This window comes from Sphingomonas sp. NFR15, from assembly GCF_900103265.1.
GTDB lineage: Bacteria > Pseudomonadota > Alphaproteobacteria > Sphingomonadales > Sphingomonadaceae > Sphingomonas > Sphingomonas pollutisoli.
This window is the reverse complement of record NZ_FMWX01000003.1, coordinates 488,290-505,683: the sequence shown is the minus strand read 5'-3', so window position 1 is coordinate 505,683 and position 17,394 is coordinate 488,290. Positions and strand designations below refer to the sequence as shown.

20 protein-coding genes are annotated in these 17,394 nt (G+C 67.3%); 6 read left to right on the top strand and 14 right to left on the bottom strand.

Annotated elements, in window-relative coordinates:
• Positions 1-39 precede the first annotated feature (39 nt).
• The 3 genes from ggt (at position 40) to BLS81_RS10410 (ending at position 4,149) form a co-directional block, all read left to right on the top strand.
• The gene (gene ggt, locus BLS81_RS10420; protein ID WP_093223585.1) at positions 40-1,779 is read left to right on the top strand and encodes a gamma-glutamyltransferase; all 1,740 of its coding nucleotides are present in this window, start codon (positions 40-42) and stop codon (positions 1,777-1,779) included.
• Positions 1,780-1,854: 75 nt separating this feature from the next.
• A complete protein-coding gene (locus BLS81_RS10415) occupies positions 1,855-3,639 on the top strand; it encodes an AMP-dependent synthetase/ligase (RefSeq protein WP_093223584.1) in 1,785 nt (594 codons plus the stop codon).
• Between the two features lie 321 nt (positions 3,640-3,960).
• The gene (locus BLS81_RS10410; RefSeq protein ID WP_093223582.1) at positions 3,961-4,149 is read left to right on the top strand and encodes a hypothetical protein; all 189 of its coding nucleotides are present in this window, start codon (positions 3,961-3,963) and stop codon (positions 4,147-4,149) included.
• A 164-nt stretch (positions 4,150-4,313) separates the two neighbouring features.
• On the opposite strand, the gene BLS81_RS10405 is transcribed toward BLS81_RS10410, so the two are convergent.
• The 3 genes from BLS81_RS10405 to BLS81_RS10395 are packed head-to-tail and all read right to left on the bottom strand — an operon-like array spanning position 4,314 to position 6,818.
• The gene (locus tag BLS81_RS10405; protein ID WP_176787118.1) at positions 4,314-5,285 is read right to left on the bottom strand and encodes a quinone oxidoreductase family protein; all 972 of its coding nucleotides are present in this window, start codon (positions 5,283-5,285) and stop codon (positions 4,314-4,316) included.
• A complete protein-coding gene (locus BLS81_RS10400; RefSeq protein ID WP_093223579.1) occupies positions 5,285-5,911 on the bottom strand; it encodes a nucleotidyltransferase family protein in 627 nt (208 codons plus the stop codon). Before BLS81_RS10400 ends, BLS81_RS10405 begins: the two co-directional genes overlap by 1 nt.
• Entirely contained in the window at positions 5,898-6,818 is a 921-nt protein-coding gene (locus tag BLS81_RS10395; RefSeq protein ID WP_093223578.1) for an XdhC family protein, read from the bottom strand. Before BLS81_RS10395 ends, BLS81_RS10400 begins: the two co-directional genes overlap by 14 nt.
• Positions 6,819-6,928: 110 nt before the next feature.
• On the opposite strand from BLS81_RS10395, the gene BLS81_RS10390 reads away from it, so the two are divergent.
• Together BLS81_RS10390 and BLS81_RS10385 are read left to right on the top strand one after the other, a co-directional pair.
• Entirely contained in the window at positions 6,929-8,041 is a 1,113-nt protein-coding gene (locus BLS81_RS10390) for a glycerophosphodiester phosphodiesterase (protein ID WP_371128275.1), read from the top strand.
• Between the two features lie 9 nt (positions 8,042-8,050).
• Entirely contained in the window at positions 8,051-8,299 is a 249-nt protein-coding gene (locus tag BLS81_RS10385) for a hypothetical protein (protein WP_093223576.1), read from the top strand.
• Between the two features lie 109 nt (positions 8,300-8,408).
• On the opposite strand, the gene BLS81_RS10380 is transcribed toward BLS81_RS10385, so the two are convergent.
• From BLS81_RS10380 to BLS81_RS10365, 4 genes are read right to left on the bottom strand one after another with little or no spacing between them, the layout of a single operon-like run.
• The gene (locus BLS81_RS10380) at positions 8,409-8,855 is read right to left on the bottom strand and encodes a hypothetical protein (RefSeq protein ID WP_093223574.1); all 447 of its coding nucleotides are present in this window, start codon (positions 8,853-8,855) and stop codon (positions 8,409-8,411) included.
• The gene (locus tag BLS81_RS10375) at positions 8,852-9,229 is read right to left on the bottom strand and encodes a PaaI family thioesterase (RefSeq protein ID WP_093223573.1); all 378 of its coding nucleotides are present in this window, start codon (positions 9,227-9,229) and stop codon (positions 8,852-8,854) included. Before BLS81_RS10375 ends, BLS81_RS10380 begins: the two co-directional genes overlap by 4 nt.
• Positions 9,229-9,660: a PaaI family thioesterase gene (locus tag BLS81_RS10370; RefSeq protein ID WP_093223571.1), complete on the bottom strand. Its 432-nt coding sequence runs from the start codon at positions 9,658-9,660 to the stop codon at positions 9,229-9,231. The genes BLS81_RS10375 and BLS81_RS10370 overlap by 1 nt, the downstream gene beginning before the upstream one ends.
• Positions 9,661-9,714: 54 nt before the next feature.
• Positions 9,715-11,112: a DEAD/DEAH box helicase gene (locus tag BLS81_RS10365; RefSeq protein WP_093223570.1), complete on the bottom strand. Its 1,398-nt coding sequence runs from the start codon at positions 11,110-11,112 to the stop codon at positions 9,715-9,717.
• A 266-nt stretch (positions 11,113-11,378) separates the two neighbouring features.
• Between BLS81_RS10365 and BLS81_RS10360 the strand changes: the two genes are divergently transcribed.
• A complete protein-coding gene (locus BLS81_RS10360; RefSeq protein WP_256326175.1) occupies positions 11,379-11,735 on the top strand; it encodes a response regulator in 357 nt (118 codons plus the stop codon).
• A 77-nt stretch (positions 11,736-11,812) separates the two neighbouring features.
• Here the strand turns inward: BLS81_RS10360 and pnp are convergent, their stop codons facing one another.
• The 7 genes from pnp to BLS81_RS10325 all read right to left on the bottom strand — a co-directional run bounded on the left by pnp (position 11,813) and on the right by BLS81_RS10325 (position 17,375).
• A complete protein-coding gene (pnp, locus tag BLS81_RS10355) occupies positions 11,813-14,158 on the bottom strand; it encodes a polyribonucleotide nucleotidyltransferase (RefSeq protein WP_093223568.1) in 2,346 nt (781 codons plus the stop codon).
• A 234-nt stretch (positions 14,159-14,392) separates the two neighbouring features.
• Positions 14,393-14,662: a 30S ribosomal protein S15 gene (gene rpsO, locus BLS81_RS10350; RefSeq protein WP_093223567.1), complete on the bottom strand. Its 270-nt coding sequence runs from the start codon at positions 14,660-14,662 to the stop codon at positions 14,393-14,395.
• A 20-nt stretch (positions 14,663-14,682) separates the two neighbouring features.
• Positions 14,683-15,636: a tRNA pseudouridine(55) synthase TruB gene (truB, locus tag BLS81_RS10345; protein WP_093223565.1), complete on the bottom strand. Its 954-nt coding sequence runs from the start codon at positions 15,634-15,636 to the stop codon at positions 14,683-14,685.
• A gap of 47 nt (positions 15,637-15,683) precedes the next feature.
• Positions 15,684-16,106 (bottom strand): DUF6491 family protein, encoded by a 423-nt coding sequence (locus BLS81_RS10340; protein ID WP_143023345.1) that lies wholly within the window; start codon positions 16,104-16,106, stop codon positions 15,684-15,686.
• Between the two features lie 28 nt (positions 16,107-16,134).
• Positions 16,135-16,713, bottom strand: a complete 579-nt coding sequence (locus BLS81_RS10335; protein ID WP_093223562.1) for a thymidine kinase — start codon at positions 16,711-16,713, stop codon at positions 16,135-16,137.
• Entirely contained in the window at positions 16,714-17,121 is a 408-nt protein-coding gene (locus BLS81_RS10330) for a type II toxin-antitoxin system VapC family toxin (protein ID WP_093223561.1), read from the bottom strand. It abuts the gene before it with no gap.
• The gene (locus BLS81_RS10325) at positions 17,103-17,375 is read right to left on the bottom strand and encodes an AbrB/MazE/SpoVT family DNA-binding domain-containing protein (protein ID WP_176787117.1); all 273 of its coding nucleotides are present in this window, start codon (positions 17,373-17,375) and stop codon (positions 17,103-17,105) included. The genes BLS81_RS10330 and BLS81_RS10325 overlap by 19 nt, the downstream gene beginning before the upstream one ends.
• Positions 17,376-17,394 lie beyond the last annotated feature (19 nt).

Sequence of the window (17,394 nt, the reverse complement as noted above, 5' to 3'; positions counted from 1 at the left end):
GGGTTGCCCCAGCGCGCGAGTGCGTTACGTTTCGCCGCGATGCAAAAAATCCTGGTCGCACTCGCCTTCGCCCTCCTCCCCGTACCGCTCGCTGCCAAAGCGCCGGCGGCGCCCGCGCCGGGGATCGTCTCCGCTGCCGATCCGCGCGCGGCAGCGGCCGGAGCGGAGATCCTAAAGCAAGGCGGCACCGCCACCGATGCGGCGATCGCGACGATGCTCGTGCTCAACGTCGTCGAACCGCAGAATTCCGGGATCGGCGGCGGCAGCTTCATGGTCTATCACGACGCCAAGAGCGGCAAGACGATCACGCTCGACGGGCGCGAGGCGGCGCCGCATGCGGCCGATCCCAAATGGTTCTACGGCGACGACGGCAAGCCGCTGAGCTTTCGCGACGCCTACCCCGGCGGACGCAGCGTCGGCGTGCCGGGGAACCTGCGGATGATGGCGCTGGCGCATCGGCGCTACGGCAAGCTGCCGTGGGCAAGCTTGTTCGCGCCCGCGATCCGCTACGCGCGCGACGGGTTCACCGTGTCCCCGCGCATGCACAACGGCCTCGAACTCTACGGCCGGCATGTCGAGGCGTGGGGCCGCGCGCATATGTTCACGCCCGAGGGACATGCAGTGGCGGTCGGATCGGTGTTCAAGAACCCCGAACAGGCGGCGCTGTTCGAAGGTATCGCGCAGCACGGTGCCGAGAGCTTCTACACCGGCCCGACCGCGCAGAAGATCGTCGCCGCGGTCAACGGCGCCGAGCGCAACCGATCGAAGATGACGCTGGGCGATCTCGCCAGCTATGACGTCAAGGATCGCGCGTCGATCTGCGGCACGTACCGGCGCTACAAGATCTGCGGGATGGGTCCGCCCTCCTCCGGCGGCATCTCGGTGCTGATGATCCTCAAGCAGCTTGAACGCTTCGACATGGCGAAGCTCGGCCGCGCGTCGCCGGTGGCGTGGCATCTGTTCGCCGAAAGCTCGCGGCTCGCCTATGCCGATCGCGACATGTACATCGGCGATCCCGACTATGTGCAGGTGCCGGTCGCCGGGTTGCTCGATCCCAAATACATCGCCGCGCGCTCGGCGCTGATCTCGCCCGAACATAGTCTTGCGACGATCGCGCCCGGCGTGCCCGCCGGCGCCCCCAAACGCCTGCGCGCGCCGCTGAGCGAAGTGCCGGGCACCAGCGATCTCGCCGCCGCTGACGCCGCCGGCAACGTCATCGAGGTGACGACGACGATCGACGGCTATTTCGGCTCGGGCATTTCGGTCGACGGCGTATGGCTCAACAACGAGTTGACCGACTTCGACATCGTGCCCGAGAAGGACGGCTATCTCGTCGCCAACCGCGTCGAGGGCGGCAAGCGGCCGCGCAGCTCGATGTCGCCGACGATCGTCTATGGACCGGATGGCAAGGTCCGCCTCGCGATCGGCGCGGCGGGCGGCTCGACGATCATCGCGCAGGTGGCCAAGGCGATCATCGGCGTGATCGACTGGAAGCTGTCCGCGCAGGATGCGATCGCGATGGGGCTGGTCTACGCGCCGGGCAAAAGCGCGGTGATCGAGGCGGGCACCGAGCTCGAGACGATGGTGCCGGCGCTCCAGGCGCTCGGCGAGGATGCCAAGGTCGGGCCGCTGGGCCTGAAGGCCAATGCGGTCGAGCGCATCGGTTCCGCCTGGGTCGGCGCGGCCGATCCGCGCAGCGAGGGCGTCGCGGTCGCGACGGACGGCAGCGTGACCAGAATCGCGCGGCGCGCCAACGAGCTCAACGGCGCGCACGAATAATCCTGTAGGGCGGAACCCTCGACGGCGGTATGGGTAGGATAAGACGGCCCGATCAAGGAGCCGGCAGGAGCAGGGATGCGCAGGCTCGAACATTTTCCCAATCTGGTCGCGATGTTCCTCGCACGCGCGGCCGACAAGGGCGACGCGCCGTTCCTCTGGCATAAGGAGGGCGGCGACTGGACGCCGATCTCGTGGCGGCTCGTCGCGGATCGCGTCGCGAGCCTCGCGGCGGGGCTGAAGGCGATCGGGCTGAAGCCGGGTGACCGGGTGATGCTCGTTTCCGAGAACCGGCCCGAATGGTGCATCAGCGATCTCGCGATCATGGCGGCGGGCTGCATCACCGTACCTGCCTACACCACCAATACCGAGCGCGATCATGGCCATATCATCGAGAATTCGGGCGCGAGCGCGGTGATCGTGTCGAGCGCGAAGCTCGCGCGCACGCTGCTGCCCGCCGCGATTCGATCGAGCACGATCCGCACCGTGATCGGGATGGAGGATATCCGCCTCGGCCAGTCGGGCGCGCTCGACCTCCATCGCTGGGCGGATCTGATCGCGGCGCATCGCTGCGGCCCCGAGACGATCGCCGCGACCGCGAGGCGCGAGGATACCGCGTGCATCATCTACACCAGCGGCACCGGTGGCGCGCCGCGCGGGGTGATGCAGCACCACGGCGCGATCCTGCACAATGTCGCCGGCACATCGGCGATCATCGCCGAGGATTTTGGCTGGGACGACGAGGTGTTTCTATCGTTCCTGCCGCTCAGCCACGCCTATGAGCATACCGCCGGCCAGTATCTGCCGATCGGGCTGGGTGGACAGATCTATTACGCCGAAGGCATCGAGAAGCTCGCCGCCAATATCTCCGAGGTGCGCCCGACGATCATGGTGGTGGTGCCGCGGTTGTTCGAAGTGCTGCGCGCGCGCATCACCAAGGAAGTCGAGAAACAGGGCGGCATCGCGCCGTGGCTGCTCGACCGCGCGGTCGAGATCGGCATGCGGCGCTATCGCGGCGAACCGCGCGCGTTCGACAAGGCTCTCGACCTGCTGATCGGCGCGACGCTGCGGCCCAAGATCGCCAAGCGGTTCGGCGGGCGGATCAAGGCGATGGTCTCCGGCGGGGCGCCGCTCACCCCCGAGGTCGGCGTGTTCTTCGACTCGCTCGGGCTCACCTTCCTGCAAGGCTACGGCCAGACCGAATCGGCGCCGGTGGTGTCGTGCAACCGTCCCTCTGTCGGTCTCCAGATGGACACCGTCGGCCCCCCGCTCGCCGATACCGAGGTGCGCATCGCGGCGGACGGCGAAATCCTGGTGCGCGGCGAACTCGTCATGCACGGCTATTGGCGCAACCCGGAGGAAAGCGCGCGCGTCCTCCAGGACGGCTGGCTCCACACCGGCGATATCGGACTGATCGACGCGCGAGGCCGCATCAAGATCACCGACCGCAAGAAGGACATCATCGTCAACGACAAGGGCGACAATGTCGCGCCGCAGCGGGTCGAGGGGATGCTGACGCTCCAGCCCGAAATCGCGCAGGCAATGGTCTATGGCGATCGCAAACCTTATATGGTCGCGCTGCTCGTGCCCGATCCCGACTGGACCCAGCAATGGTGCGCGGCCAACGGCGACCCGTGCAATTTCGCGCGGCTGGCGGAGAATAGCGAATATCGCACGATCATCGGCCAGGCGGTCGAGCGGGTGAATCGCGACCTCTCGGTGATCGAGCGCGTGCGCCGATACGTGCTGGCGGAGGAGCCGTTCAGCATCGAGAACGGACAGCTCACGCCCTCGCTCAAGGTCCGGCGTCACGTCCTGCGCGACGTTTATGGCGAGCGGCTCGACGCGCTGTACCGAAGCTGAAACCGGCTATTTCTACGGTCGACGACGGACGAGGCCGGCCGGGACGAGCGTTCGGGCGCAAGGCCGCGGCGCCCGCGTTCATGCCTGAGGCACCCACGACAAATGCGTCGAAACGCTGTTTGCGTCAGCCAAATGGACCTAAAACGGCCATTTTTGCGACGAAATGACGCCAGATCATTACGGAATCGGTGCGACGGGCGTGCGATTTCCCTACCAATCGCATCGGCTTTCTTTCATAAGGCGCTCGGACATTCAGGGCCGGGGAGGGGTAACACTAGGGTTGCCCAGGCAAAGGCCTGACCAACTATGGGAGAAACGTCCATGAAGAAGTTCGTCACGATGTCGCTGATCGCCGCTGCTGCTCTGGGCGCCGCCGCTTGCACGCCCAAGACCGAGACCTCCAACGACACGATCGTCAGCAATGACACGGTCGTCGAAGAGTCGAACCTGACCACCGTCGACGACGCGAACGTTGTGGACGCGAACGCGACGACCGCGAACGCGATGTAATCGGCATCGCGGGCGGCTCGGGCTTTCCCGGCCGCGCGCGATACGACGATACTATCTATACCCGTTACGACGGGGGTCGAGTCGTTCCGGGTGCTCCCTGGACAAAACCTCGGGGCCTGGCGCCATGCCAGGCCCCTTTTTCATGGCTGCGCGCGCCGCCCTGTTCAGGGCAGCAATATCGTCGCGCCCTTGGTCGTCCCCGCTTCGAGCGCGCGATGCGCGTCCGCGACATCCTCTAGCGCGAAGGTCTGGCCGATATTGGCGGCGATCGCGCCGCGCGCCAGCATCTCGAACATGCGCGCGATGCCGGCGGCGCGCTCCTCCGGCGTGACGTAATAGTCGAACAGCGTGGGCCGGCTGACGAACAGCGATCCGCTGCGCGCGAGCACGCCGAGGTTGACGCCCTCGACCGCCCCGCTCGCATTGCCGAAGCTGACCACCAGCCCCCGCCGCGCGGTCGCGGCGAGCGACGCGTTCCAGGTCGCCTTGCCGACCCCGTCGAAGGTCACCGCGACGCCCTCGGCGATGATCTCGCGCACCGCCTTGGCGGTATCGATCTGCTTGTAGAGGATGACGTGCGCCGCGCCCGCCGCCTTGGCGGTGGCGACCTTGTCCTCCGCGCCGACGGTCGCGATCACGGTCGCGCCGATCGCGTTCAGCCAGCCGCACAGTAACTGGCCGACACCACCCGCGCCGGCATGGACGAGCACCGTCTGCCCGGCGCGCACCTTCGCGCAGCGTTCGACCAGGAATTCGGTGGTGCAGCCTTTGAGCATCAGCGCGGCGGCGGTGCGATCATCGACCGCGTCGGGCAGCTTGAAGAGTTCGCGCGCGGGCACGTTGCGTTCGGTGGCATAGGCGCCGCGCGTCGGGCCGAACGTGGCGACGCGGTCGCCCGGCGCGAAATCGGTCACGCCCGCGCCGACCGCCTCGACCACCCCCGCCGCTTCGCTACCGAGGCCGGCGGGCAGATCGACCGGATATAGCCCGCTTCGGTGATAGGTGTCGATGAAGTTGAGGCCAACCGCCGTGTTGCGCATCCGCACCTCGCCCGCCGCCGGTTCGGGCAGCGTCATCTCGCGCCAGCCGATCACTTCGGGTCCGCCGGTGCGGTCGATCATCGCGATACGGGTCATCATGCGTCCTTTGCGAAAGCGGGTGCGCGGCCTGGGCCGAACTTGGCCTGAAGATAGGCGAGTTCCTCCTCGGTATCGATGTCGACCAGTTCGTCGGCATCGGTGACGACGTGTTTGCCCGCGAGGATCAGATGGCGCGCGCCGGTGTCGCCCTGCAGCGTTTCGAGCGCGTCGAAATGCACCCGGCCGAACAAGGCCGGCGGGCGCGGCTGGGTTCCGTCGCTGGAGGCGACCACCGTCTCCGCGCCCGTGCTGGCGTCGAACAGCCGGTAGATGTGCGCGGCGGTGACGCGCGGCATGTCGGCGAGCGCGAGCAGCACCGCATCGCACCCCGCCGCGCGGGCCGCCTTGACGCCGAGGCGCACCGAATAGGACACGCCCGCCTCGGCGCGATCGGTGACGACGACCTGATAGCCGCGCGCGGCGTAATCGAGGGCACCGCCGTCGCACACCGCGATCCGCGCCTGGAACGGCACCGCCGCCAGCGCGGTGACGACGTGATAGCCGAGCGGCTTGCCGAGGAAGGCCGCGCCCAGCTTGTCCGACAGCCCGAACCGTTCGGATTTGCCGGCGGCGAGCAGCACCAGCGCGGCGCGGGCCGGCGCAAGCCGGTCAGGCGCGATCATGGAACGCCTTCACCATCGCCGCCGCGATCGACAAGGCGATCTCGGCGGGACCGATCGCGCCGATGTCGATCCCGACCGGCGCGTCGATCCGGCCGATGTCGTCTGCCGATACACCAGCCGCCGCGAGCCGCTCGCGCCGGGCGGCATGGCTGCGCCGGGAGCCGAGCGCGCCGACATAGCGCGTGGGCGCCGCGAGCGCGGCGATCAGCGCGGGATCGTCAATCTTGGTATCGTGGCTGAGCGTGACCACCGCCGTGCCGGGGCCGGGCGCGAGCGCTGCGATCGCCTCGTCGGGCCAGCGATCGTCGAGCGTGACGCCGGGGAAGCGCTCGGGCGTCAGGAAGCGCGCACGCGGGTCGATCAGCGTGGTGGCGATGCCCAGTTCGCGCGCGAGCCCGCACAAAGCCTGCGCGATCTGGACCGCACCGACGATCAGCAGCCGGCGCGGCGGATCGTAACGGTTGACGAAAGCGGCGCCCTCCGCCGGGCGCAGACTCGACTGGCCGGTATCGAGATCGGTCGTGACGGTGAGCGCCCGGCCCGCGTCGCGCGCCTCGGCGATACGGTCGAACAGTTCGGGATCGAACCCCTCCGCCCCGACCGGCTGGACCAGCACCGCGATCTGCCCACCGCAGGGCAAACCGACTTCCCAGGCGGCAGCATCGGCGACGCCATAGTCCTTGAGCTGGAACGGCGCGCCCGCGATCACCGCGGCGGCGGTCGCGAGGATATCGCTCTCGACGCAGCCGCCCGAGACCGAGCCTTCGAAACGGCCATCGGCATGGACGAGCATATGGCTGCCGCGCGGGCGCGGCGCCGATCCCCAGGTCGAGACCACGGTGGCGAGCGCCATCGGCGCGCCGCGCCACTGCGCGGCGGCGGCGAGGACAGAATCGTTATCGGCCATGCGGGCGCACCGGACCGGTCGTTGCGGAGGCGGTTATCGTCAAGGTGTCATGATCCTGTTGCATCAGCGCGGGCGTGTGACGCTTGGAACTTGGGACAACGCCTGTGATGATGATGGTTTCCGCGCTCGATACGGCAAAGCGAGGTCTTTCGCGAGCCTCGATCGATCGGCTCGTCGCGGCCGCGCTGCTGCTCGCGCCGGCGGCGGCGGTCGGACAGGATATATCCGTGCCCCGGCTCGACCCCAAGGCGCCGATCGTGCTGATCGGCCATCGCGGCGCGAGCGGCTATCGCCCCGAGCATACGCTTGCTTCCTATGACCTCGCGATCGACCAGGGCGTCGATTTCATCGAGCCCGATCTGGTGCTGACCAAGGACAAGGTGTTCGTGGCACGCCACGAGAACGATATCACCGGCACCACCGATGTCGCCAGCCACCCCGAGTTCGCCGCGCGGAAAACCACCAAAGTGATCGACGGCGAGACCCACACCGGCTGGTTCACCGAGGATTTCACGCTTGCCGAGTTGAAGACGCTGCGCGCCAAGGAACGGCTGCCGTCCCTGCGCCCCGCCAGCGCCAAATATGATGGCCAGTTCACCATTCCGACGCTCGACGAGGTGATCGCGCTCGCCAAGCGCCGGACGAAGGAGACGCACCGCACGATCGGCATCTATCCCGAGACCAAGCACCCGAGCTATTTCGCGTCGATCGGGCTGCCGATGGACGAAGCGTTGGTCGCGCAATTGAAAAAGGCGGGCTGGAGCAAGCCGACCGACCCGGTGTTCATCCAGTCGTTCGAGGTCAACAACCTCAAGCACATTCATTCGCTGACCGGAATCCGGTTGATCCAGTTGATGGGAGCCGAGGGCGGCCCCGCCGACAAGGCCGCGCCGAGCTATGCCGCTATGGCCACGCCCGCGGGCCTCAAGCAGATCGCGCGCTATGCTTACGGGATCGGTCCGGGGCTGGACATGATCCAGAACGGCGACGCGCCGCCATCGGTGCTGGTGCGGGATGCGCATGCCGCCGGCCTGCGGCTGCACCCCTGGACCTTCCGGGCGGAGAACGTCTTTCTGATCCCGAGCTTCAGGGCGGGGGCGGCGCCTGCAGCACATGGCCGTCTTTCTGACGAAATTCAGCTATATCTGCGGCTTGGCATCGACGGCTTCTTCACCGACTTCCCCGATATCGGGGCGGCGGCGCGGGCGGCCGCCCAAAAATGAGAGTGTTTCATGCGTACCGTGTTAATCCTGGCCGCCCTTCCCCTGCTCGCGGGAGGCTGTGTCCGCACCGTCGCGCATGTCGTGACCGCTCCGGTGCGCGTCACCTCGAAAGCCGTTGACTGGACGACGACCAGCCAGTCCGAGGCCGACCGCAATTACGGCCGCAAGATGCGCAAGCAAGAGGCGCGCGAGGGGCGTGAGCGGCGCAAGGCGGCGGCGGACTGCCGCCGCGCGCATGGCGAGAATTGCGAGCGGTAATCTCACATCGACCGTTCGCCCTGAGCGAAGTCGAAGGGCGTGCCGCAGGCGAAGCGCTTGGGGCACGTGCTTCGACTTCGCTCAGCACGAACGGAGCACGTGAGTCGCGCTACTCCCCGCCCAGCGCCTCGATCCGCGCGGTTGCTTCCGCAACGCCGGGGTTGGCGGCGCTGCCGGTCATCGCTTCGAACAAGTCCGTCAGCGCGGCATAGCGGGTCCGCGCCTCGCGCCACAGCAGGATCGCGCCCGCCACGTCGCCGACCGCCTCGGCTTGGGTCGCCGCGCAGCGCACCGCGTTGGCGATGTCGAGCGGCGGCGCGTCGGGCACCTGCGCATAGAACCACAAGGCTTGCGCGCAATCCTGCTCGGCATCGCCGGCGCGGTCGCTCGCGATCAGCATGTCGGCGCGGTGGCGCAGGGCCTGCGCCAAAGCGAGCGGGTTGCTGCCGCCGCGCAGCATCTCGATCGCGACCGTCTGATGGTCGATCGCGGCGGCAAGATCGCCCGCCTGCCGCGCCGCCTGCGCGGTCCCCAACAGGGCCTCAATCGGGTTCATGCGCGCACGATCAGATAGTTCATCCGCGCCGCCGCGATCGGCCGCGCGGGATCATCCTGCCACGCGGTCGCATCGACATTGGCGACGCGCGTGCCCAGTCGCGTGACGACGCCGCGCGCGAAGGTCGGCTTGTCGCGCCCGCCGCGCATGAAATCGACCGTCAGGTTGATCGGCTTGATCCGCGCATCGCTTTCGATGCCGAGCGCGTGGCGCAAAGCGACGATCGAGGCGACCTCGAGGAACCCGCCGATTGCGCCGCCATGCAGGAAGCCGGGCCGCCCGACCACCGCGTTCGCGAAGGGCAAGGTCAACAGCGTCGGATCGCCTGCCACGGGCGTGGCGCCGAGCGCGTGCGCATAGGGCAGATCGTCCATCACAGATCCGTGAACATGAAGGTGCCGGCGACATTGGCGATCGGATCGGCGGTGTCACCTTCGTGCGCGATGCCGCGCACGAAGGCGATCGCGCGCGTGATCCGGTAACATTCGCCGCGCCCGATCACCGTCTTTCCCGGCGTGGCGGGGCGGACATAATCGATGCGCAGGTCGAGCGTCGCGTGCGGGCGCTCGACGCCATGCTTGAGATGCACCGCGAGCGAGGTCGCGGTGTCCATCAAGGCCAGGATCGGCCCCGAGGCGAGCACGCCGCGCTCGGGATCGCCGATCAGCGCCTCGCGGTACGGCAGCGCCAGTTCCGCCCAGTCGGCGCCATGCGCGCGATGCTCAACGCCGAGTAGACCGCCGTGGCCGGCCTGCATCAGCGCCATGAACGCGACGGGATCAAACACGGACTCTGGATGCGCCATGCCGCCGTCCTACCGTATCATCGCACGCGCGCAACCCGCCACGCGGCGCCGCGATCAGCCCGCGGCGGGCGACCGGCGACCGCCACCCGACGATTGGCGCCGCGGACCACCGGGGCGACCGCCGCCGCCGGCCGGACGACCCTGGCCGCCGGGGCGGCCCTGACCGCCGGGACGCCCCGCGCCGCCGGCCGGACGTTCGCCGGTCGGGCGCGCCGAATGCGTCGCGCGCGGACCCTGCCGGTGACGGCCCGAATCGTCGATGCGCCGCTCGGGCGTGTCCGATCCGGCCGGGCGCGCCGCCTTGATGCGCGCCTGCTCGGCGGTGAAATCGGCCGGCAGCGGCAGCGGAGTCGGCTTGACCTTGGTCAGCCGCTCGATGTCGCGCAGGTACGGCTTTTCGTCATCCGCGCAGAAGCTGATCGCCACGCCCGACGCGCCCGCGCGCGCGGTGCGGCCGATGCGGTGGACGTACTGCTCGGGGACGTTGGGCAGTTCGAAGTTGAAGACGTGGCTGACGCCCGAGACGTCGATGCCGCGCGCGGCGATATCGGTCGCGACCAACACCTTGACCTTGCCCGACTTGAATTCGCCGAGCGCGCGTTCGCGCTGCGGCTGGCTCTTGTTGCCGTGGATCGCGTTAGACGCGATGCCATTGGCGGCGAGCAGCTTCACGACGCGATCGGCGCCATGCTTGGTGCGCGTGAAGACGAGGCAGCGCTCGATCTCCGGGTTGCGCAGGTGGATCGTCAGCAGCGCCTGCTTTTCCGACTGGTTGACCAGGGTGACGAACTGATCGACGCGCTCGGCGGTCGAGGACACCGGCGCGACCTTGACGGTGGCGGGGTCGGTCAGGAACTGATCGGCGAGGTCGCGGATCGCAGCGGGCATCGTCGCCGAGAAGAACAACGTCTGGCGCTGCTTGGGCAGCATCCGCACGATCTTTTTCAGCGCGTGGATGAAGCCGAGATCGAGCATCTGATCGGCTTCGTCGAGGACGAGGATTTCGAGCGTCGCGAGGCTGACGAAGCGCTGCTCGATCAGATCGAGCAACCGGCCCGGCGTGGCGACGAGGATATCGACACCGCGGCTCATGTCCTGGCGGTTCTTGTTGATGCTGACGCCGCCGAACACGGTGGCGACGCTCATCTTGGAGAATTTGCCATAGTCACGCGCGCTGTCGGCGATCTGGCTGGCGAGCTCGCGCGTGGGCGCGAGCACGAGCATGCGGCAATGCGTCGGCAACACGCGCTTGCCGCTGGCGATCAGGTTCTGGATCGAGGGCAGCACGAAAGCGGCTGTCTTGCCGGTGCCGGTCTGCGCGATGCCGAGCAGGTCGCGCCCTTCGAGCAAGGTCGGGATCGACTGCTGCTGGATAGGCGTCGGCGCGGAATAGCCCTTGGCGTCGAGCGCGCGGACGAGCGGTTCGGCGAGGCCGAGGTTTGCGAAAGTCATATGGATAAGGTCCAGATATCAGGCCTGGCCCCGGCGCCGATAGGCGCAAGGGTGGCGGGGGAAGATGACGCCCCGCGTGAAAAGGGAAGCCTTGCGACAATACCGACACGGAGCCCGGACCTTTCGGTCTCGATCACGCTGCAAAACGCATCGGTGCGCCAGATATGTACGCTGCGGTGCGGAAAGTCAATCCGACTCGCGGAAATCCGCGCGGCCGTGCGTCCGTTTCGACTTTACCTGCGTTATGAAACGGCAAAGGAGGCGCAATGATGTGTCATGTACTGATCATCGAGGACGAGCCGCTGCTGGCGTTCGACCTGCAGGACATGCTCGCGGCGGCTGGCGCGACCAGCTTCGCCTTTGCGGAGACCGAGGATGAGGCGGTCTCCGAGGCGCGCGCGCGCCGCCCCGATGTCATCACGTCCGATGTGATGCTGCGCGAGGGCACCGGCCCGCGCGCGGTGGCGGTGATCGTCGAGGAACTGGGGCCGGTGCCGGTGCTCTTCATCACCGCCTCGCCCGATCAATGCACGCCGTGCGATCCGCCGACCCGCATTCTCGCCAAGCCGATCGCCGACGAGATGGTGCGCGCCGCGTTCCGGGAGATCGCGCCGGTCCGCTGACGCGCCACCGCCCGCGCGTTGCATGAAAAAGGCCCGGGGTCACCCCCGGGCCTTTTCTTGATCGCCTCGGCGAGAGATCAGTCGCGATCGCCGGTCAGGAACGCGGGCGCGAATTCGGGCGCGGGGCCGTCCTCGTTGCCGCTTTCCCGCTTGGGGCCACGCCCTTCGCGGCGGGGGCCGCGGTCGCCACGGCCTTCGCCGCCCCGACCTTCACCACCACGTCCGCCTTCGCCGCGCGGGCCACGGCCGCCGTCGCCGTCACGGCGGGGCCCACGCGAGCCACGCTCGCCGCCTTCACGCGGTTCGCGCGCCGGGCGCGAATCTTCCAGTTCGGCGCCGGTTTCCTGATCGACGACGCGCATCGACAGGCGAACCTTGCCGCGCGGATCGATCTCGAGAACCTTGACCTTGACCTCCTGACCTTCCTTCAGGACGTCCGAGACCTTCTCGACGCGCTCGTTCTTGATCTCCGAGACGTGAACGAGACCGTCCTTGCCGCCCATGAAGTTCACGAACGCGCCGAAATCGACGAGGTTGACGACCTTGCCGTCGTAGATCTTGCCGACCTCAGCCTCTTCGACCAGGCCCTTGATCCACTTGATCGCGGCTTCGATCTGCGCCGGATCGGACGACGACACCTTGATGACGCCCTCGTCGTCGATATCGACCTTGGCGCCGGTGGTGGCGACGATCTCGCGGATCACCTTGCCGCCCGTGCCGATCACGTCGCGGATCTTCGACTTGTCGATCGTGAAGCTCTCGATGCGCGGTGCGTGCGCCGAAAGCTCGGTGCGGGTCGAGGACAAGGCCTTGTTCATCTCGCCGAGGATGTGCGCGCGGCCTTCCTTGGCCTGATCGAGCGCCGCCTTCATGATCTCGTCGGTGATGCCGGCGACCTTGATGTCCATCTGCATCGTGGTGATGCCGGCATCGGTGCCCGCGACCTTGAAGTCCATGTCGCCGAGGTGATCCTCGTCGCCGAGGATGTCGGACAGGATCGCGAAGTCCTTGCCTTCGAGAATCAGGCCCATCGCGATGCCCGACACCGGGCGCTTGAGCGGCACGCCGGCGTCCATCATCGACAGCGAACCGCCGCAGACCGTCGCCATCGACGACGAGCCGTTCGACTCGGTGATGTCCGAGAGAACGCGGATCGTGTAGGGGAACTCGTCCTTGGACGGCAGCACCGGATGCAGCGCGCGCCAGGCGAGCTTGCCATGGCCGACCTCACGACGCCCCGGCGCGCCGAAGCGGCCGACTTCACCGACCGAATAGGGCGGGAAGTTGTAGTGGAGCATGAAGTTTTCGTAGGACAGGCCGGTCAGCCCGTCGATCATCTGCTCCGCATCCTTGGTGCCGAGCGTGGTGGTGCAGATCGCCTGCGTCTCGCCCCGCGTGAACAGCGCCGAGCCATGCGCGCGCGGCAGGAAGTGGACCATCGCCTCGATTGGGCGGATCTGCTTGGTGTTGCGGCCGTCGATGCGGGTGCCGTCCTTGAGGATGGCGCCGCGGACGATTTCCGCTTCCAGCTTCTTCATCAGCTTGCCGGCAGCCATCTGGTCCTGCGGGGTCGCATCGGCGAACGCGGCCTTGCCCTTGGCGCGCGCCTCGTTGAGCAGGCTCGAACGCTTGGACTTGTCGGTCACCTTGTAGGCGGCGGCGATGTCCTTGCCGATCAGCTTCTTGAGCTTGTCCTTGGCGGCGGTCAGGTCAGCCTGCGGGGCCATTTCCCACGGATCCTTGGCGGCCTGCTCGGCCAGATCGATGATCGCATTGACGACCTCACGGCACGCCTTGTGCGCGAACTGCACCGCGCCGAGCATGACCTCTTCCGAAAGCTCCTTGGCTTCCGATTCGACCATCATCACGGCATCGCCGGTGGCGGCGACGACGAGGTCGAGATCGCCGGCCTTGATCTGCTCGTTGGTCGGGTTGAGGATATATTCGCCATCGACATAGCCGACGCGCGCCGCGCCGATCGGGCCCATGAACGGCACGCCCGAAATGGTGAGCGCCGCCGACGCAGCTACCATCGCGAGAATGTCCGGCTCGTTCTCGCCATCATAGCTCAGCACCTGGGCGATGACGTTGATTTCGTTGTAGAAACCTTCGGGGAACAGCGGGCGGATCGGGCGGTCGATGAGACGCGAGACCAAAGTCTCCTTCTCGGTCGCGCCGCGTTCACGCTTGAAGAAGCCACCGGGGATGCGGCCGGCCGCGCTGTACTTTTCCTGATAATGGACGGTGAGCGGGAAGAAGTCCTGCCCTTCCTTCACCGAGCGCGCCGCCGTGACGGCGCAGAGCACGACGGTTTCGCCGAGCGTCGCGAGGATCGCGCCGTCGGCCTGGCGGGCAACGCGGCCCGTTTCCAGCGTGAGGGTCTTGCCGCCCCACTGGATGCTGGTGGTCTTGGTATCGAACATGAGATTTCCTTCACTCCGCCGCGCCCTATGCGCGCCGGGGCCTGTCTGCGGACTTGACCGGTCCGCGCGGTTCGGAGCCTGTCGTGGCTCCCCGATTGGGAGACTGCGGCCGGATTGCCGGTTTCCCGTCCCGACCCCGGCGACGCGCCGGGGCCTGCCGTACCCGCGTACACCATTTCGGCGCGCGGGGCTTGAGCCTTTTGAAAAAGGGCGCCCCGAAGGACGCCCTTTCGTTTACTTGCGAAGGCCGAGCTTCGCGATGAGATCGAGGTAGCGCTGACCATCCTTGTGGCGGAGATAGTCGAGCAGCGCGCGGCGCTTGTTGACCATCATGAGCAGACCGCGACGCGAATGGTTGTCCTTGGCGTGGCCCTTGAAGTGCTCGGTCAGGTTGCGGATGCGCTCGGTGAGGATCGCGATCTGGACCTCGGGGCTGCCGGTGTCGCCTTCGGCGCGGCCGTGATCCTTGATGAGTTCCTGGCGCTTCTCTGCGGTGATCGTCATGTATTTTCCTTCGACATCTTCTACAGGTTGAAGCCGCGTTCGACCCGGGCATTACGGTCCGAAACCTCGACCAGCGCGACGGGCATATCACCCAGCAGCGCGAAATGGAGGCCATCTTCAGCGGCGATCCCGGCCAGCACACGCCCCTGTCGGAGCGCCCCTGCCTGGTCGGGGGTGAGGGATAGAGCCGGGATGTCGTCCAGCCCCGCCCTCAAGGGCAGGAGTATCTGTTCAAGGGTGCGCGCCATAGCGTGTTCGTCGAGTTTGTCCAGCGATATCGCTCGGACAAGATCGAACGGGCCGGCCTTGGTGCGACGGAGCATGGTAACAGAGCCAACTGTGCCAAGCGCGAGCGCAATGTCCCGCGCGAGGCTGCGGATGTAGGTGCCCTTGGAGACATGCGCGGTGAGGGTGGCTTCTTCCAGCGTCGCCCCGGCGACGGCCGGGGCCGCTGCATGTGGGGCAGCCGGATCGCCAAGCAGCGCGGCGGCCCCGGCCTCCGCCGGCGCGACGGTGAGGCTGTGAATCGTCACCGCACGCGTCGCCAGCACCACCGTTTCGCCGGCCCGCGCGAGATCATAAGCGCGCGCGCCATCCACCTTGAGCGCGGAATAGGCCGGGGGCACCTGCGCGATCGGGCCGGTGAAACGCGGCAGCACCGCCACCAGTGCTTCGCGGGTCGGCCGCACATCGCTGGTGGCGATCACCGTGCCTTCGGCATCGAGCGTATCGGTCTGCGCGCCGAAGCGGATCGTGAAATCATAGACCTTGTCGCTGTCGAGCATCCGCCCGGCGAGTTTGGTCGCCTCCCCCACCGCGATCGGCAGCACGCCGGTCGCGAGCGGATCGAGCGTACCGCCGTGCCCGACCTTCCACTTGCCGTAGCCGCCCTGCCGCAGCGCGCGCTTCACCGCCGAGACGCCTTGCGTCGAACCCAATCCGAGCGGTTTGTCGAGTATGATCCAGCCGTGCATCTCGGTGCGCCTAACGCGGGAATGCCGCCCCGTCAGCCCACTTGATGTCAGCCCCGCTTGATGCGGTTCAATCCCGGCTTGAGCTTGCCGGGCTTGGGTGGCGGCCCCTCGCTCGCGGTGAGGCTGCTGAGCGGGCAGCGCTGGCCATCGACGAGCAAGGTGCCGGTGCGATCGAACGAATCGCCGTTGAAGCGCGAATCGACGCCGATCATCGTCGCCAGGCCGAGGCCGGCGCACCGCCCGAGCGGCTTGGCATAATACCAGCGCCGGCGCTGATCCTGCAGCCATACGCCACGATCACCATCGCTCTCGAAGCCGTAGAGGCGCTGATCGCGGATGAAAGGGATGCTGGCTTCCTTGCCGATTTCGGCCCGCGTCCACCCGCCCAGCCGGGCATCGGCCGGAGCGTCGGCCAGCGCCGCGCTTGGCGACAGGACGAATGCGGCGGCGAGCAACATTGCCTTTTGCATCAAGGGTCTCCGAAATCGCGCGGGAGACTTACGCGGCGTTGGCTGAACGCTCGCTGAAATGCCGCCGACAGAGCGCGACGTAACGATCGTTGCCGCCGATCTCGGTCTGTGTGCCACGGGTGACGGCGCGCCCGGTGTCGTCGACGCGCAGGTTCATCGTCGCCTTGCGCCCGCATTCGCACACCGACTTGATCTCGATGAGCGCGTCGGCGAGCGCCAGCAGCCGCGCCGAGCCCTCGAACAATTCGCCCCGGAAATCAGTGCGCAAGCCATATGCGAGCACCGGAATGTCATGCCGGTCGGCCAGCCGCGCGAGCTGATCGACCTGCGCGGCGGTGAGGAACTGCGCCTCGTCGACCAGCACGCAGGCCGGCGGCTGGTCCTGGCCGAGCGTCATCGCCGCGAGATCAGTCGCGGGGTCGAACGCCAGCGCCGGCGCCGTCAAGCCGATCCGCGAGGTGATCGTCCCCGCCGCGAACCGGTCGTCGATCGCGGCGGTGAACAGCAACGTCCGCATGCCGCGCTCACGATAGTTGAAATCGGCTTGCAGCAGGTTGGTCGATTTGCCCGCGTTCATCGAGGCATAGTAGAAATAGAGCTTGGCCATTCAGGTGAGCACTTCAATCGCCGCGGGCGAATCCGGGCCAGCGCGGACGGCAAGTTTGCGCTCGAATGAGGCAAAGCGGCCAATCGGGCGCGCAGCGGCAATATGAACGTAATCCGCGAACTCGCCGGCCAATCTATAGCGACCCAGCGCCCAGCGGACATCGTCCTCGGCTTGAAAATGGAGGTTCGCCAAATCGCTCAGTTCGAAAAGCGCGTTCGCAATGCGCAACCGATCATAGCGATAGGCAGAACGCAACACCCACTCGGCCTTGATCAGAACGGTGTGACTGACGAACAAATCCTCCCGCTGGAGCAACGCCAGCACACGCTGCACCTGGATCGGGTCGTCGTTCGTAATCAGGCGGACAACAATGTTCGTATCGACGGCGATCACGGGCGCGATGGCCAATCCTCGAACAGTTCGCCGATACGCGCGCTCATCTCCTCGGCCGCGACAGGCGGCCCCTCGTAAGCGGGGACGCGCCGCCTGAACTCTTCGTAGCTGATACGCTCGCGCACGGGTTCGCCGACAGGCTCCATCGTGATCCGGCGGCCCCGATGCGAGAGTCGGAGTTTTTCGCCCGCCCGCAACCCCAGCGCATCACGCACATCCTTCGGGATGACGACCTGCCCCTTCGAGGAAATGGTGATCTCGACACTCATGCCGGTAAGATGTGTCTTA

What these genes read in the sequence shown, in the direction of transcription:
- ggt (WP_093223585.1), top strand. Translation starts at nt 40, where the DNA reads ATGCAAAAAATCCTGGTCGCACTCGCCTTCGCCCTCCTCCCCGTACCG.
- BLS81_RS10415 (WP_093223584.1), top strand. Translation starts at nt 1,855, where the DNA reads ATGCGCAGGCTCGAACATTTTCCCAATCTGGTCGCGATGTTCCTCGCA.
- BLS81_RS10410 (WP_093223582.1), top strand. Translation starts at nt 3,961, where the DNA reads ATGAAGAAGTTCGTCACGATGTCGCTGATCGCCGCTGCTGCTCTGGGC.
- BLS81_RS10405 (WP_176787118.1), bottom strand. Translation starts at nt 5,285, where the DNA reads ATGACCCGTATCGCGATGATCGACCGCACCGGCGGACCCGAAGTGATC.
- BLS81_RS10400 (WP_093223579.1), bottom strand. Translation starts at nt 5,911, where the DNA reads ATGATCGCGCCTGACCGGCTTGCGCCGGCCCGCGCCGCGCTGGTGCTG.
- BLS81_RS10395 (WP_093223578.1), bottom strand. Translation starts at nt 6,818, where the DNA reads ATGGCCGATAACGATTCTGTCCTCGCCGCCGCCGCGCAGTGGCGCGGC.
- BLS81_RS10390 (WP_371128275.1), top strand. Translation starts at nt 6,929, where the DNA reads ATGATGGTTTCCGCGCTCGATACGGCAAAGCGAGGTCTTTCGCGAGCC.
- BLS81_RS10385 (WP_093223576.1), top strand. Translation starts at nt 8,051, where the DNA reads ATGCGTACCGTGTTAATCCTGGCCGCCCTTCCCCTGCTCGCGGGAGGC.
- BLS81_RS10380 (WP_093223574.1), bottom strand. Translation starts at nt 8,855, where the DNA reads ATGAACCCGATTGAGGCCCTGTTGGGGACCGCGCAGGCGGCGCGGCAG.
- BLS81_RS10375 (WP_093223573.1), bottom strand. Translation starts at nt 9,229, where the DNA reads ATGGACGATCTGCCCTATGCGCACGCGCTCGGCGCCACGCCCGTGGCA.
- BLS81_RS10370 (WP_093223571.1), bottom strand. Translation starts at nt 9,660, where the DNA reads ATGGCGCATCCAGAGTCCGTGTTTGATCCCGTCGCGTTCATGGCGCTG.
- BLS81_RS10365 (WP_093223570.1), bottom strand. Translation starts at nt 11,112, where the DNA reads ATGACTTTCGCAAACCTCGGCCTCGCCGAACCGCTCGTCCGCGCGCTC.
- BLS81_RS10360 (WP_256326175.1), top strand. Translation starts at nt 11,379, where the DNA reads ATGATGTGTCATGTACTGATCATCGAGGACGAGCCGCTGCTGGCGTTC.
- pnp (WP_093223568.1), bottom strand. Translation starts at nt 14,158, where the DNA reads ATGTTCGATACCAAGACCACCAGCATCCAGTGGGGCGGCAAGACCCTC.
- rpsO (WP_093223567.1), bottom strand. Translation starts at nt 14,662, where the DNA reads ATGACGATCACCGCAGAGAAGCGCCAGGAACTCATCAAGGATCACGGC.
- truB (WP_093223565.1), bottom strand. Translation starts at nt 15,636, where the DNA reads ATGCACGGCTGGATCATACTCGACAAACCGCTCGGATTGGGTTCGACG.
- BLS81_RS10340 (WP_143023345.1), bottom strand. Translation starts at nt 16,106, where the DNA reads ATGCAAAAGGCAATGTTGCTCGCCGCCGCATTCGTCCTGTCGCCAAGC.
- BLS81_RS10335 (WP_093223562.1), bottom strand. Translation starts at nt 16,713, where the DNA reads ATGGCCAAGCTCTATTTCTACTATGCCTCGATGAACGCGGGCAAATCG.
- BLS81_RS10325 (WP_176787117.1), bottom strand. Translation starts at nt 17,375, where the DNA reads ATGAGTGTCGAGATCACCATTTCCTCGAAGGGGCAGGTCGTCATCCCG.